Here is a 15,694-nt window from a genome sequence, read left to right on the forward strand (position 1 = left end):
TTATCCCGAAAGTATTGTCGGTTTTTTGACGGTATTACATATTTAACCTCGGTAGTGTCATTTTTGAGTCACTCCGACGAACGGTCGCCCTTTCAAGTGGACAATTTTTGATCTGAAAGGCATTTTTTTGGCACACAAGGCGCAATGTGAATTGCTTCTCAGATTTTCGTCATTTAACTGACGAAATGCAGTGCTGGAAAACTGACGTGCGCCACGCAGATAGGGAGATTTTCATGGTCCGTCCGGATAGCCAGCGCGGCAAGCGCACCTCTTCGAAAGCTGGTAGGGAAGGGCGTTTCGTCCTTGCCGCCAGCAGCACCCTCATGTTCGCCATCGCCAGCATCAACGCGGCCATGGCGGCACCTACCGGTGCCCAGTTCAACCCCAACGAGATCAAGATTAGCCAGCAGGGCAAGACCACGCTGATCGACCAGAGCACCCAGCGCGCGATCATCAACTGGAAGGGCTTCGACGTCTCCGCCGACGAGGCGGTGCGCTTCAACCAGCCCGGTGTGACCTCGTCGACCCTGAACCGGGTCACCGCAGGCCAGGAAAGCGTGATCGCCGGGCGCATCTCCGCGCCCGGCCAGGTGATCATCTACAACTCCAACGGCGTGGTCTTCAGCGGCTCGGCCAAGGTCGACGTGGGCTCCCTGATCACCACCACGGCGAACATCAGCGACGAACACTTCCGCCAGGGCAAGCTGATCTTCGACCAGCCCGGAAACCCCGACGCGCGGATCGTCAACGACGGCAGCATCAGCGTCGCGGAGAAAGGCCTGGCGGCCTTCGTCGCGCCGTCCGTGGCCAACAACGGCGTGATCAACGCCCGCCTCGGCACCGTGGCGATGGCCGCCGGCAACGCCGCGACCATCGACCTCTACGGCGATGGCCTGGTGTCGATCGCCGTGACCGACCCGGTTACCCGCAAGCCGCAGGATGCCCAGGCGCTGGTCAGCAACGGCGGCGCGATCCAGGCCGACGGCGGTAGCGTGCTGATCACCGCCGAGCAGGCTTCCCGGGTGGTCGACAACGCGGTCAACCTGTCCGGCGTGATCCTTGCCCGCGGCACCGAGGTGCGCGAGGGCAGCGTGGCGCTGGTAAGCAAGTCCGGGGACATCCAGATCGCCGGCAAGATCGACGTCAGCGGTCCGAAGAACGGCGGCGACGTGCTGGTCAGCGGGCAGCAGGTGGCCCTGGCGAGCACCGCCAGCATCGACGCCCGCGGCGCCGCACAGGGCGGCAGCGTGCGCATCGGCGGCGACTTCCAGGGCCGCGGCGAGCTGCCACGAGCGAAGAACGCTACGCTGGCCAAGGGCGCCAGCATCGACGTCTCGGCTACCGGCAAGGGCAATGGCGGCCTGGCGGTGGTCTGGTCCGACGGCAATACCCGCATGGACGGGCGGATCCTCGCGCGCGGCGGCGCCCAGGGCGGCAACGGCGGCCTGGTGGAGACCTCCGGCAAGGTCAACCTGAGCATCGCCGACAGCGCCTACGTCAGCGTCGCCGCACCCTACGGCAACGGTGGCACCTGGCTGCTCGACCCGACCACCCTGCGCATCGTCGCCTCCGGCGGCACCTCAGGTTCGGTGGGGGGCGCCAACGGCGCCAGCGGCGACGCGACGGTGAATGCCTCGGTGGTTACCGGGGCGCTGGCAGGCGGCAAGGTGACCCTCAGCGCCAGCGACCGGCTGTCGGTGGAAGCGCCGCTGATCACCAGCAACCTGGGCGGCGCCAGTCGCGGCCTGGAGCTGATCGCCACCGGACCTGCCGGTGCGGTGGATATCTCTGCGCCGATCCTGTTCCGCAACGGCAGCCTGGCAATCCGCGCCGGCGGCAACATCAACTTCCTCAGCGGCGGCACGCCGCAGACCAGCGGCATCGTCGACTTGGGCAGCGGCACCCTGTGGATGCAGACCAGCACCGCCGGCAAGATCAGCCAGCAGGCCGGTACCGCGCTGATCGCCGCCAACCTCGCCGGCCGCGCCGGTAGCATCGACCTGGCTTCCTGGGACAACTACGCCGGCAACCTGGCGCTGCAGACCTTCAACGGTACGCTCAAGTACCGGCAGAGCAACGCCACCGGCGTGACCACGAGCGGCACGGTGTTCGATCCGTTCATCAACCAGAGCATGACCGGCACCGCGCAGAACATCGTCTCCAGCGTCGGCACGCGGATTCTCGAGGCCAACAGCGTCGGCACCACCGGCAACTACACGCTGACCGCCGACGGCAACAGCGAGTTCGACCGCCTGGTGTTCACCGCGCTGCCCTATCGGCGGGTCAGCGGTTCCGCCAGTTTCCCGACCAACGATTCGTCGGACTACCTGGTGACCAACCTGCGCTACCAGGTCAACGGCAGCAACGTCACCGCCACCCCGAACGGCGGTGCGCCCAGCGGGTTCACCGTCGCCGCCGGCAACGGCAGCGTCACCACCTGGACCGGAAACTGGGGCACCAGTTGGGGCGTCAAGGGCTTCGGCGGCGTGATCGGCGTGACCGACGAACTGCAGTACGACGTCGGCACCGGCCTGACCGAGGAACTGATCTTCGGCCTCGGCGGCAAGACCAGCCGCGTCGATACCCGCCTGGACCTGTTCATGCGCGAGGGAGCGTTCAACAGCTTCGCCGAGCGCGCCCAGGTGGAGATGTTCAAGACCACCACCACTGCCGGCGACATCCTTTCCCGCCAGCAGACCGCCACCCTGACCGCCAATGACGCTACCCGCGTCTACGGTGATGTGAATCCGACTCTGACGGCCACGATGTCCGGCATCAACGCCATCGACGCCTACGTCAACAGCCAGTTCAACGACCTCTACCAGGCGACCGCCAGCACCACGGCGACCCAGGCGTCGAACGTCGGGCAGTACGCGATCACCGGTAACGCCAATGGCAGCGAGTATTTCAGCCAGCGTTACCAACTGGTGCGCCAGGACGGCAAGCTGACCGTCACGCCGGCGCAATTGATCGTCAGCGCCGACGCCAAGACCAAGGTCTATGGCGACGCCGATCCGACCCTCACCTACCAGGTCAGTGGCCTGAAGAACAGCGATACCGCCGCCGGCGTGCTGAGCGGCAACCTCGGCCGGGTGGCCGGGGAGAACGTCGGCAACTACGGGATACTTCAGGGCGGGCTGGGCCTCAACACGGCCAATTACACCCTCAGCTACGTCGGCAACGACCTGCGCATCACCCCGGCGCAACTGAACGTGATCGCCGATGCCAAGACCAAGGTCTACGGCGACCTCGATCCGGCGCTGACCTATCAGGTCTCCGGTCTCAAGCGCGGCGATACCGCCGGTGCGGTCCTCAACGGCGGCAGCCTGAACCGCGTGGCTGGCGAGAACGTCGGCGTGTACGGCATCAACCAGGGTGGACTGGGCCTGGTCAGCAGCAATTACACCCTGAACTACCAGGGCAATAACCTGACCATCACCAAGGCACTGCTGAATGTGATCGCCGATGCCAAGACCAAGGTCTATGGCGATGCCGATCCGAGCCTGACCTACCAAGTCAGTGGCCTGAAGAACGGCGATACCGCTGGCGCGGTGCTTAACGGTGGCAGCCTGAGTCGCGTGGCTGGCGAGAACGTGGGTGTGTATGGCATCAACCAGGGCGGCCTGGGTCTGGTCAGCGCGAACTACGACCTGAGCTACCAGGGCAATAACCTGACCATCACCAAGGCGCTGCTCAATGTGATCGCCGATGCCAAGACCAAGGTCTATGGCGATGCCGATCCGAGCCTGACCTACCAAGTCAGTGGCCTGAAGAACGGCGATACCGCTGGCGCGGTGCTCAATGGCGGCGGCCTGGTTCGTGTATCCGGCGAAAACGTAGGCAACTATGCGATTCAGCAGGGTGGCCTGGGTCTGGTCAGCGGTAACTATGACCTGGCTTACCAGGGCAACAACCTGACCATCACCAAGGCGCTGCTGAATGTGATCGCCGACGCCAAGACCAAGGTCTATGGCGATGCCGACCCGAGCCTGACCTACCAGGTCAGCGGCCTGAAGAACGGTGATACCGCCGGTTCGATCCTGACCGGTGGGTTGAACCGCGCCGCAGGCGAGAACGTGGGTGTGTATGGCATCAACCAGGGCGACCTGGCATTGAACAGCGGTAACTACGACCTGAGCTACCAGGGCAATAACCTAACCATCACCAAGGCACTGCTCAATGTGATCGCCGATGCCAAGACCAAGGTCTATGGCGACGCTGACCCGAGCCTGACCTATCAGGTCAGCGGCCTGAAGAACGGTGATACCGCTGGCGCGGTGCTCAACGGTGGCAGCCTGAGCCGCGTGGCTGGCGAGAATGTCGGCGTGTATGGCATCAACCAGGGCGGCCTGGGCCTGGTCAGCGCGAACTACGACCTGAACTACCAGGGCAATAACCTGACCATCACCAAGGCTCTGCTGAATGTGATCGCCGATGCCAAGACCAAGGTCTATGGCGATGCCGACCCGAGCCTGACCTACCAGGTCAGCGGCCTGAAGAATGGCGATACCGCTGGCGCGGTGCTCAATGGCGGCGGCCTGGTTCGTGTCTCCGGCGAAAACGTAGGCAACTATGCGATTCAGCAGGGTGGCCTGGGTCTGGTCAGCGGTAACTATGACCTGGCTTACCAGGGCAACAACCTCACCATCACCAAGGCATTGCTGAATGTGATCGCCGACGCCAAGACCAAGGTCTACGGCGATGCCGATCCGAGCCTGACCTACCAGGTCAGCGGCCTGAAGAACGGCGATAGCGCCGGTTCGATCCTGACCGGTGGGTTGAACCGTGCCGCAGGCGAGAACGTGGGTGTGTATGGCATCAACCAGGGCGACCTGGCATTGAACAGTGGTAACTACGACCTGAGCTACCAAGGCAATAACCTGACCATCACCAAGGCACTGCTGAACGTGATCGCCGATGCCAAGACCAAGGTCTATGGCGATGCCGATCCGGCACTGACCTACCAGGTGTCCGGGCTGAAGAACGGCGATACCGCCGGTGCCGTGCTCAACGGCGGCAGCCTGAGCCGCGTGGCTGGCGAGAATGTCGGCGTGTACGGCATCAACCAGGGCGGCCTGGCATTGAACAGCGGCAACTACGATCTGAGCTACCAGGGCAATAACCTGACCATTACCAAGGCGCTGCTGAATGTGATCGCCGACGGCAAGACCAAGGTCTATGGCGACGCCGACCCGAGCCTGACCTACCAGGTCAGCGGCCTGAAGAACGGTGACAGCGCTGGTTCGATCCTGACCGGTGGGCTGAACCGCGTCGCAGGCGAGAACGTGGGTGTGTATGGCATCAACCAGGGCGACCTGGCATTGAACAGCGGTAACTACGACCTGAGCTACCAGGGCAATAACCTGACCATCACCAAGGCACTGCTCAATGTGATCGCCGATGCCAAGACCAAGGTCTATGGCGATGCCGATCCGAGCCTGACCTATCAGGTCAGCGGCCTGAAGAACGGTGATACCGCTGGCGCGGTGCTCAACGGTGGCAGCCTGAGCCGCGTGGCTGGCGAGAATGTCGGCGTGTACGGCATCAATCAGGGCGGCCTGGCATTGAACAGCGGCAACTACGATCTGAGCTACCAGGGCAATAACCTGACCATTACCAAGGCGCTGCTGAATGTGATCGCCGACGGCAAGACCAAGGTCTATGGCGACGCCGACCCGAGCCTGACCTACCAGGTCAGCGGCCTGAAGAACGGTGACAGCGCTGGTTCGATCCTGACCGGTGGGCTGAACCGCGTCGCAGGCGAGAACGTGGGTGTGTATGGCATCAACCAGGGCGACCTGGCATTGAACAGCGGTAACTACGACCTGAGCTACCAGGGCAATAACCTGACCATCACCAAGGCGCTGCTGAATGTGATCGCCGACGCCAAGACCAAGGTCTATGGCGATGCCGATCCGAGCCTGACCTATCAGGTCAGCGGCCTGAAGAACGGTGATACCGCTGGCGCGGTGCTCAACGGTGGCAGCCTGAGCCGCGTGGCTGGCGAGAATGTCGGCGTGTACGGCATCAACCAGGGCGGCCTGGGTCTGGTCAGCGGTAACTATGACCTGGCTTACCAGGGCAACAACCTGACCATCACCAAGGCACTGCTCAATGTGATCGCCGACGGCAAGACCAAGGTCTATGGCGACGCCGACCCGAGCCTGACCTACCAGGTCAGCGGCCTGAAGAACGGTGACAGCGCCGGCTCGATCCTGACCGGCGGGCTGAACCGCGACGCAGGCGAGAACGTGGGTGTGTATGGCATCAACCAGGGCGGCCTGGTGCTGACCAGTGGCAACTATGACCTGGCCTACCAGGGTAATGACCTGACCATCACCAAGGCGCTGCTCAACGTATTCGCCGATGCCAAGAGCAAGCAGGTCGGCACCGCCGACCCGGCGCTGACCTATCAGGTTTCCGGCCTGAAGAATGGCGATAGCGCCGGTCAGGTGCTCGCCGGCGGGCTCGGTCGGGTGGGCGGCGAAGCCGTAGGCCAGTACGACATCCTCCAGGGTGGGCTTGCCCTCACCAGCGGCAACTACCAGCTCAACTACCAGGGCAACCTGCTGAGCATCCTGCCGCTGCCGGTCACGCCGGGCGACCTGGGGCAACTGGCAGCGCTCTCCGACTTGCGCGAACTGCAGAAGGGGCGCGATCCGGATACCCCCGGGGATGCGGTCTACCGCACCACCACGCTGGAAAACCCGTTCCTCGAAAACCCGTTCCTGCGCGCCTACGCTCTGGGCATGGACGTCAGCGATCCTAACCTGCTGCCGGCTACCGCCGCGGGTCCGGCGGAGGACGCCAGCGCCAAGCGGGTGGGGCAGTTCACCGATCGTCCGCTCAGGGCAGAGGCCGAGAGTGGGGCGGGTTGCTCGAACCAGAGCTACCTGGCCGACTACTGGAGCTGCTTCAACAAGCCTCTGAATTTCTAACCCTTTTCGCAATGCGCACTATCGTCTCCGGGCGGTAGTGCGTCATCTGCCCGAGGTGAATGATGAAACCTTCGCAATGGACGCTTCGCTGGGTGACGCTCTGTGGCTGCGGGATGCTGGCAGCTTCCGCCGCCGCCGTGGAGTTGCCAGGGACTGTACAGCCATCCCAGCTCGATGAACGCTTCAAGCCCCGCAGCGAGCCGCAGGCCAAGCCCGAGGCGCCGCTGGTGGTGCCCAAGCAGGTCGCGCCGCAAGGCAGCGAACAGATCCGCTTCGAACTGCGCGAGATACGCATCGAAGGCAACACCCGCTATGACAAGGCGGTGCTCGAGTCCTATTACCAGCATATGCTCGGCAAGCAGGTGTCCCTGGCCGAACTGGTCGACCTGGCCAACCGCCTCACCGCCAAGTACCGCCAGGACGGCTACCTGTTGACCCAGGTAGTGGTGCCGGAGCAGAGCATCGAGGGCGGCAAGGTACGCCTGCAGGTGATCGAGGGTTACCTCGAACACGTGCAGATCAAGGGAACCGTCGATGGGCCGCGGGTGCGGGTGGAGGAACTGCTCGCACCGCTGACCGAAAAACGTCCGCTGGATGCCGATACCCTGGAGCGCGGCCTGCTGCTGGTCGGCGACCTGCCGGGGGTCAACGTGCAGAGCGTGCTCAGCCCGGGTCAGGCGCTGGGCTCGTCGAACCTCGACGTGGCCTTGCAGCAGCAGCGATACGAAGGCTTCGTCAGCCTCGACAACCGCGGTTCGCACTACACCGACCCGACCACCCTGGCCTTCGGCGCCACCGAGTTCTCCCGCCTGGGCTTCTACGAGCAGATCGACGTGCTCGGTGCGATCTCGCCGTTCAGCGATGCCACCCGCTACATCCAGTTGCGCGGCACGTTGCCGCTGGGCGGCATGTTCGCCGGCGATACCCTGCAGATCATGGGTTCCTATTCGAAGGTCAACCCGGACATCCCGGACTCGGTATTCCCCTTCGACAGCGTCAGCAAGAGCACCGAAGGCAGCATTTCCTACAACCATCCCTTCATCCGCTCGCGCTCGCAGAACCTGAGCGGCGGCCTGGCGTTGCAGTGGAAGGATACCGAGACCCGCCTGCGCGACTTCGCCAGCGACGCCTCGAACCCCGGTCGTGACCATGTGCGGGTGTTCCAGCAACGCCTGACCTATGACTGGGTCGACCGCTGGATGGGCATCAACCTGGCGGAGGTGCGCAACAACATCGGCCTGGACATGTGGGGCGCGACCAAGAAGGACGATGAACGTCGTTCCCGCGAAGTGGCCGACGGACGTTTCGTCTATCTCAACGGCAACATCGGGCGTCTGCAAGGGCTCGGCGGACCCTGGTCGGTGTATGGCGAGTTGCAATGGCAGTACAGCTTCGACCCGTTGCTGCCGAGCGAGCGCTTCGGCGTTGGCGGCAGCGGGATCGGTCGCGGCTTCGCCCCGGGCAACATCACCGGTGACCGTGGCTTCGCCCTGAAGCTCGAACCGCGCTATGGCCAGGCGGTGGGCTATAGCTGGCTGCGCAGCTACCAGGCCTACGCTTTCTACGACTGGGGCAAGACCTACAACCTCGACGTGGACGATGACGAGCAGCAGAAGCTCGGCTCGATCGGTGCCGGGGTGCGCTTCAACCTCACCGACCAGTTGTCGTTCAACCCGGAGATTGCCCGCCAGGTCATCGGCGAGCCAGCCGACCAGCGCGATGGGAAGCGCGAGACGCGGGTCCTGTTCAACGTGGTGGCGCGCTTCTGAACCCTGCCGGCCTCCGTTCCGGAGGCTGCTGACGGAGCCCCTCTCCGGTTCTGCGGAGAGGGAGGTCCGTGCTCAATTCCGAGTGTTTTTCTCAAACTTTCGATTTCTTCGATTCTTCATATCGATGCCGTCAATCCGTGTCGAGGTCGGTCGGAGAGGCGTATTCTTGCTGTAACTGCTGTGCTAGAGCGGTTATTCACACTATTTCAAACGTCGATGAATACTATTGGCGCGCTTCGTTTTCCAATCGAGTTTCCCGAACAGAGAATGGCCCCACGTAACGAATACCTGGAGCCACTGCCATGAAACGCCCGCTGATCCTCGCCATCGCCCTTGCTACCCTGACCGCCAATGCCGCCTTCGCCGCACCGCGGGTCGAATCCATCGCCCTGCGCGGTGCCCAACAACTGATCGCCTCCGACGGTTCCGACCGTACCCTCGAGCGCCTGCGCAAGACCCAGGCGCCGCGCGTCCAGGAAGAACGCCGGGTCGCCGAAAGCGGCAGCGAGCAGACCATCGATCGCTTGCACCGCGACATGACCAGCCGCGAGGCGCGCCTGGCCGAGAACGGCAGCGAACAGACCGTCGACCGTCTGCACAAGGACATGGGGCGCGTCGATCTGCGCCTGGCCGACAACGGTAGCGAGCGCACCGTCGACCGCCTGCATCGGGAGATGCGGCGCCCCGCCTGACACCGCGGATCACGCCGCAAGGTGCGAGAAAAGCCCGGCTCGATGCCGGGCTTTCTTATTGCCGAGAAGGTGCGGTGTTCCATGGGGAGGACGGATAACGCCCCAGGCGTTATCGCCGATACGCCGCTGTCGGGGCAGCGACGCGCGACGGCATTGGCCTCAGTGCAGGCGGTCGCGTTGCGCCAGGCTAGGGAACAGCTTCATCCATGCTCCGGTGACCACCAGGGTGCCGATCCCGCCGAGGACCACTGCCGGTACCGTGCCGAACCAGTGTGCGGTGAGCCCGGACTCGAACTCGCCGAGCTGGTTCGAGGCGCCGATGAACAGGCCGTTCACCGCGCTGACCCGGCCGCGCATCTCGTCGGGGGTCTCGAGCTGCACGAAGGCGCCGCGGATGACCATGCTGACCATGTCCGCGGCGCCGAGTACCACCAGCACGCCGAGGGACAGCCAGAACGATTTCGACAGGCCGAAGGCGATGGTTGCCAGGCCGAAGATGCCCACGGAGAGGAACATGATCCGCCCGACGTTGCGTTCGATGCTGAAGTGCGCCAGCCAGAACGACATCGCCAGGGCGCCCACCGCTGGAGCCGAGCGCAGCAGGCCGAGGCCCCAGGGCCCGGTGAGCAGGATGTCCTTGGCGAACACCGGGAGCAGGGCGGTGGCGCCGCCGAGGAGCACGGCGAACAGGTCGAGGGAGATTGCGCCGAAGATGTCCGGTCGGCTGCGGATGAAACGGATGCCGGCGAGCAGCGAGTCGAGGGTGGCCTTGCCCTGGGTGAGCGGCTGGTTGCGTACCGGCAGGCTGAGCGTCAGGACGCAGGCGAGGACGTAGAGAGTCGCGGTCGGCACGTAGACCCAGGAGGCACCGAACGCATAGAGCAGGCCGCCGAGGGCCGGGGCGGCAATGGTCGCCGCCTGCATCGCCGAAGCCGAAGCGGCCACCGCGCGCGGGAACAGTCCGGCCGGTACCAGGTTCGGCAGCAGCGCCTGGGTGGTCGGCATTTCGAAGGCGCGGGCGGTACCGAGGGCGAAGGCGAGGACGAAGATCATGTTGCGGGTGATCTCTCCCGAAGCCGCGCCGAGCACCAGCGCCACCGCCACCAGGGCCTGGCCGGTCTGGCAGAGGGCGGCGATCCTGCGTCGGTCGTAGCGGTCGGCAACGTGCCCGGTGTGGAGCATGAACAGTACCCGCGGGAGGAATTCGACCAGGCCTACCAGGCCCAGGTCGAGGACATTGCCGGTCAGTTCGTAGATGTGCCAGCCGATGGCCACGGTGAGCATCTGGAAGCCGCTGGCGGTGCAGACGCGGGCCAGCCAGAAGGCGAGGAAGGGACGATGGCGGAGCAGGGAGCTGGGTTGGCTGGACATGCTGGGGTCGGGCGTTTCGAGAGGAGGGCGGAGAGTAACATGTGGTTACCTCTTGGCTGTTGCCATTGCCGAAATCGAAGATTCAGAGAAGCGCACGAAAAGGTTGGAGCCGGCCTGGCAGGCGACCAAAGTCGAGTGTCCATGGGGCCTTCCAGCGGTAGACGGGACTTTTCCTCGGGTGCGACTTGTCGCTAAAATTAACTCCTGAGTCAGGTTTTTCCGCCTGCGTGCTCCACTTCGTCCGTCCGGACGAGCTGTTCAAGCCTGAATAACGACATGGGTGGGAACCGTACCACCCAGAGGAACTTGCATGTCCAACCGTGATATATCCCGGCGCGCCTTTCTCCAGGGCGGGTTGATCGCCGGCGTGGGTGTCACCCTGGCGCCGCTCGGCAGCCAGGCGTTCGCTGCCTTGTTCGAGAACCAGGTGACCGTTTCCGCCCAGCGCTGGATGGCGGGCAACGGCCAGGTCCGTTTCCGTAACGACGCCTTGTCCAAGGTCTGCGGCAACAAGGTGTTCGCCCGCGATATCCGCGCCAGGGACATGCCCGGCTGGCCGCAGCAGCAAGGCCACGCCATGTTGCTGAAGACCGTTCGCGCCGACCGCATCTACGAAGGCCACGACCTTTCCTGGCTGGGCGCCGAATTGCAGCCGGACCGTATCGTCACCGCCGCCGACCTGGAGAAGGACGGCATCGTCTTCCCCGAGGCGCATTCGCCCGATCCGCTCCTGCCGCCGGGCAAGGTGCCGATGTTCATCGGCCATCCGGTGGCGATCCTGATCTGGAACGACTTCGAGCGCTTCCGCCGGGCCAAGCTCAAGCTCAAGTTCAACGACAAGGCGATCCGCTATGGCGCCCAGGCCCCGCTGTACCAGGGCGATCCCTACGGCAGCTATCGCTTCGTCCGGGTCGGCGGCAAGACGCCCTACGAGGACGACGAGTTCTCCAGCCTGAAGGACTCGATGCTGTTCCCCACCATCCTCAACCGCAAACCGGTATGGACCCGCGAGCCGAAGCTGCACGGCGACCTCACCGAGCAGGGGCTGTTCCATGCCAAGCGCATGGCCGAGCAACTGGAAAACCCGCCGCAGGACTGGCTGGTCTTCGACGAGCGCTACAAGACCCCATCGATCGAGCCGGCGGCATTGGAGCCGGACAACGGCAACGGCTGGTACGACGCGGCGAGCAAGACCTTGCACTTCGTGGTCGCCACCCAGTGCCCGTTCGAAGTCGCCTACGAAAGCGTGCACATGATCAAGCCGTCGCGCTTCGCCCTGGAGAAGCTCAACATCCATCCGGGCTATACCGTCGGCTACGGCTCCAAGGACAACAACATCTTCGTCTTCTATGCCGCGCTCGCCGCGCTGTATGGCGAGGGTGTGCCGGTGCGCCTGGCCAACGACCGCTACGAGCAGTTCCAGAGCGGCATCAAGCGCCACCCGTTCGACATCCGCTACCAACTGGCGGTAGACAGGAACGACCTCGGCTTCCGCATCTTCCGCGCCGACATGAGCGCCGACGGCGGCGGGCGCGCCAACTACAGCGCCTCGGTGGCGGCGGTGGGCGCCACCGCCGCGCAGTCGATCTACTACATGCCGCAGAACGACCTGGCGGTCACCGCCTATCATTCGCGCGGCGTGGAGGCCGGCTCGATGCGCGGCTACGGTACCCTGCAGACCATGGCCGCGACCGAGATGATGGTCGACGAGATCGCTGGCCGGCTGGGCGTCGACGCCATCGACCTGCGTCGTCGCAACGCCCTGCGCTCGGGCATGAAGAACACCCAGGGTGCGGTCCCGGCCGGTGCCCTGCGCCTGCACGAGATCCTCGACAAGGCCGCTGCCCACGAGGTCTGGAAGGACCGCGACGCACGCAAGAAGCGCTACGACGCGGAGGACCCGGACAACTGGTATGGGGTCGGCTTCGCCATTTGCCAGAAGGACTTCGGCACCGGTGCCGAGGCGCCGATGGCGAGCATCGAGTTCAGCGCCGACGGGCGCATCAGCCTGCGCCACATCGGCACCGAGATCGGTACCGGGATGTCCACCTCGCAGGCCTTCGTGGTCGGCGACTTCCTCGGCCGTCCGGCGGACGAGGTGAAGACCGCCGAGACCGAATGGCCCGAGCTGCGGCTCACCACCAAGGGCAATCCCTACCTGATGAGCCAGGCCGAGCAGGACGCCGCGCTACGCGATCCGCGCTGGGTCGGCAAGCTGGCCTCGCCGTCGTCGGCGACCAACTCGGCGTTCTATTTCAGCCACGCCACCCGCGAAGCCGCGCGCGTGCTGTTCAACCACGGCCTGTGGCCGGCGGCCCTGGAGCTGTGGCGCAGCGGTCCGTTCGGCGGCCAGGCCAATCCCTATGTGGTGCGCCGCGAAAACGCGGTATGGGTCGACGGCCAGTTGACCGGCAACGGCCTGGCGCCGATTCCCTTCGCCGAGCTGGCGAAGAAGGCCCACGAGATGGGCCTGGTCACCGGCGTCAGCGTCCACGGCTTCAACCGCTGGAGCTGGGCCGAGGCGGACTTCGTCATCGATGGCGTGCGCGAACGCCTGCCGCTCGACGCCATGGCGGTGAAGTACGGCGACGGCGCGCCGGGAGTGAAGAAGGCGATGATGAACAGCGCCGGCTTCCACCTGCTCGACCGGCAGAATCCGGCTTATCCGGCGACCCAGCTGAACAACGCGATGGTCACCTACTACAGCCCAGTGGCGACCCTGGTCGAGCTGAAGGTGAACAAGGGCAGCGGCGAGGTGCAGGTGCTCGATCACCATTCCTGGATCGAGTGCGGCCGGGTGCTGGTGCCAGAGCTGGTCAAGGGCCAGCTGGAGGGCGGCATCGCCATGGGTATCGGCCATGCGCTGCTGGAGGAAATGCCGCTCTACGAGGGCGGCCCCGCGGAAGGGGACTGGAACTTCAACCGCTACCGATTGCCGCGGGCGAAGGACGTGGCGGTGTGGAACCAGACGGCGGAGATCCTCCCGCCGCTGTCACCGACCGATCCGGCCAAGGGCATCGCCGAGGTGGTGATGATCCCGGTGGTCGGCGCCATCGCCAACGCCGTGGCGCACGCCACCGGCAAGCGCGTCCGCGACCTGCCCATCACTCCCGCCCGCATCAAGGAGGCCCTCCATGGCTAACCGCAAGCTCCAGATGACCCTCAACGGTCAAGCCGTCGGTCCGGTGGAGGTCGCCGAAGACCTGCCGATGATCGACTACCTGCACGAATACCAGAACCTCACCGGCTCGCGCCTGGGCTGTGGCCAGGGCATCTGCCATGCCTGCGTGGTGATCGTCGACAATCCGGACGGCACCAGCGAGGAAGTGCGCACCTGCATCACCGGCGCGCACTACTTCGACGGCAAGAAGGTTCGCACCATCGAGGGCCATGCCCAGCGCGACGAGAACGGCGACATCCGCGAGCTGAGCCCGATCCAGCAGAAGTTCGTCGACCAGTTCGCCTTCCAGTGCAGCTATTGCGCGCCGGGCTTCGTCAACGCCGCCACCGTGCTGGTGGAAAAAGCCCAGCGCCAGCCGATCAAGCGCAGCGAGCTGGAGCAGGCGATCGAGGACAGCCTCGGCCATCACATCTGCCGTTGCACCGGCTACGTGCGCTACTACAGCGCCACCCGCGACGTGCTCGACGAACTCGGCCTGGTCAAGGAGGCTTGAGGATGAAGCGCACCCTTTCCGGCCTCGCCCTGGCGCTGGCCGCGCTGTCGCCGTTCCTGGCCTCCGCCGCCGGCGCCGACGCGGCGCTGATCAAGCGCGGCGAATACCTCGCCCGCGCCGCCGACTGCATGGCCTGCCATACCGCCGAGGGCGGCGCGCCGTTCGCCGGCGGACTGCCGATCCAGTCGCCGTTCGGCACCATCTACGGCACCAACATCACCCCGGACAAGGAACACGGCATCGGCGCCTACAGCGCCGACGAGTTCTTCGCCGCCCTTACCGAGGGCAAGCGCAAGGACGGCGCCTACCTCTATCCGGCGATGCCCTACACCTCCTATCACCTGATCGAGCGCGAGGATGCCGACGCCATCTACGCCTACCTGATGGCCCAGGAACCGATCGCCCGGCCGGCGCCGCAGACCAGCCTGAGCTTCCCGTTCAACGTGCGCATGGGCCTGGCCGGCTGGAACCTGCTCTACGGCAAGAGCGTGCGCTTGCAGCCGGAGGAAGGGCGCAGCGAGGCCTGGAAACGCGGGCAGTACATGGTCGAGGTGCTCGGCCACTGCGGCGAGTGCCATACCCCGCGCAACCTGGCCGGCGCCCTGGAGCAGGACAAGCGCCTGAGCGGCGGCCTGCTCAACGGCTACCTGGCGCCCAGCCTGCTGCCCGGCGACCTTGCCGCGCGCGGTTGGACCCAGCCGGACCTGGCGAGCTTCCTCAAGCACGGCATGAGCGCCCAGGGCAGCATGTTCAACGAGATGTTCCCGGTGGTGCACCACAGCACCCAGCACCTCGACGACGGCGACCTGGCGGCCATGGCCACCTACCTGCTCGGCGACCAGCCGCCGCCGGCCAAGGTGGTCCAGGCGCTACCCGAGGCGCAGCTGAACGACAGCGGCAAGCGCGGTCGCCAGCAGTACCTCAACGTCTGCGCCGGCTGCCACGGCGGCGAAGGCGAGGGCAAGCCGCATATCGCGGTGGCGATGAACGGCAACACTACCCTGCGCCTGCAAGACCCGCGTAATCTGTTGCGAGTGATCGAAGACGGCATCGTCGAACAGCAGTTCACCGGCTTCGAACGCATGCAACCGATGCCCGGTTTCGCCGGGAAACTCGACGACGAGCAACTCACGGACCTGCTCAACTACCTGCGCCAGACCTGGGGCGGATTGCCCGGTGACCTCGGTCCCCAACAGGTCGCGCAATTGAAGACGGAGAGCGCTTCGGTGCATACCGTCAAGGTGAAGTGA

General features: G+C 65.0%; 7 protein-coding genes. 6 read left to right on the forward strand and 1 reads right to left on the reverse strand.

Translation table 11 applies throughout. The features are described from left to right. The first annotated feature begins 233 nt into the window (after positions 1-233). The 3 genes from cdrA (at position 234) to FOC67_RS01320 (ending at position 9,399) form a co-directional block, all read left to right on the forward strand. Positions 234-6,938: a two-partner secretion system adhesin CdrA gene (gene cdrA, locus FOC67_RS01310; RefSeq protein WP_174707701.1), complete on the forward strand. Its 6,705-nt coding sequence runs from the start codon at positions 234-236 to the stop codon at positions 6,936-6,938. 62 nt (positions 6,939-7,000) lie between these two features. Further along, complete coding sequence (cdrB, locus tag FOC67_RS01315; protein WP_003094915.1) at positions 7,001-8,707, forward strand: two-partner secretion system transporter CdrB; 1,707 nt, start codon at positions 7,001-7,003, stop codon at positions 8,705-8,707. Positions 8,708-9,009: 302 nt separating this feature from the next. Then, a complete protein-coding gene (locus tag FOC67_RS01320) occupies positions 9,010-9,399 on the forward strand; it encodes a hypothetical protein (protein ID WP_003106768.1) in 390 nt (129 codons plus the stop codon). A gap of 159 nt (positions 9,400-9,558) precedes the next feature. On the opposite strand, the gene FOC67_RS01325 is transcribed toward FOC67_RS01320, so the two are convergent. Continuing rightward, on the reverse strand, positions 9,559-10,770 hold the full coding sequence (locus FOC67_RS01325; protein ID WP_003110884.1) for an MFS transporter: 1,212 nt from the start codon (positions 10,768-10,770) through the stop codon (positions 9,559-9,561). A 310-nt stretch (positions 10,771-11,080) separates the two neighbouring features. Between FOC67_RS01325 and FOC67_RS01330 the strand changes: the two genes are divergently transcribed. From FOC67_RS01330 to FOC67_RS01340, 3 genes are read left to right on the forward strand one after another with little or no spacing between them, the layout of a single operon-like run. Further along, positions 11,081-13,912 (forward strand): xanthine dehydrogenase family protein molybdopterin-binding subunit, encoded by a 2,832-nt coding sequence (locus FOC67_RS01330; protein WP_009316241.1) that lies wholly within the window; start codon positions 11,081-11,083, stop codon positions 13,910-13,912. Beyond that, on the forward strand, positions 13,905-14,444 hold the full coding sequence (locus tag FOC67_RS01335) for a (2Fe-2S)-binding protein (protein WP_003110882.1): 540 nt from the start codon (positions 13,905-13,907) through the stop codon (positions 14,442-14,444). Before FOC67_RS01330 ends, FOC67_RS01335 begins: the two co-directional genes overlap by 8 nt. A 2-nt stretch (positions 14,445-14,446) precedes the next feature. Then, the gene (locus tag FOC67_RS01340; RefSeq protein WP_009316242.1) at positions 14,447-15,694 is read left to right on the forward strand and encodes a cytochrome c; all 1,248 of its coding nucleotides are present in this window, start codon (positions 14,447-14,449) and stop codon (positions 15,692-15,694) included.

It is taken from the genome of Pseudomonas sp. FDAARGOS_761, assembly GCF_013343155.1.
Classification (GTDB): Bacteria; Pseudomonadota; Gammaproteobacteria; order Pseudomonadales; family Pseudomonadaceae; genus Pseudomonas; species Pseudomonas aeruginosa.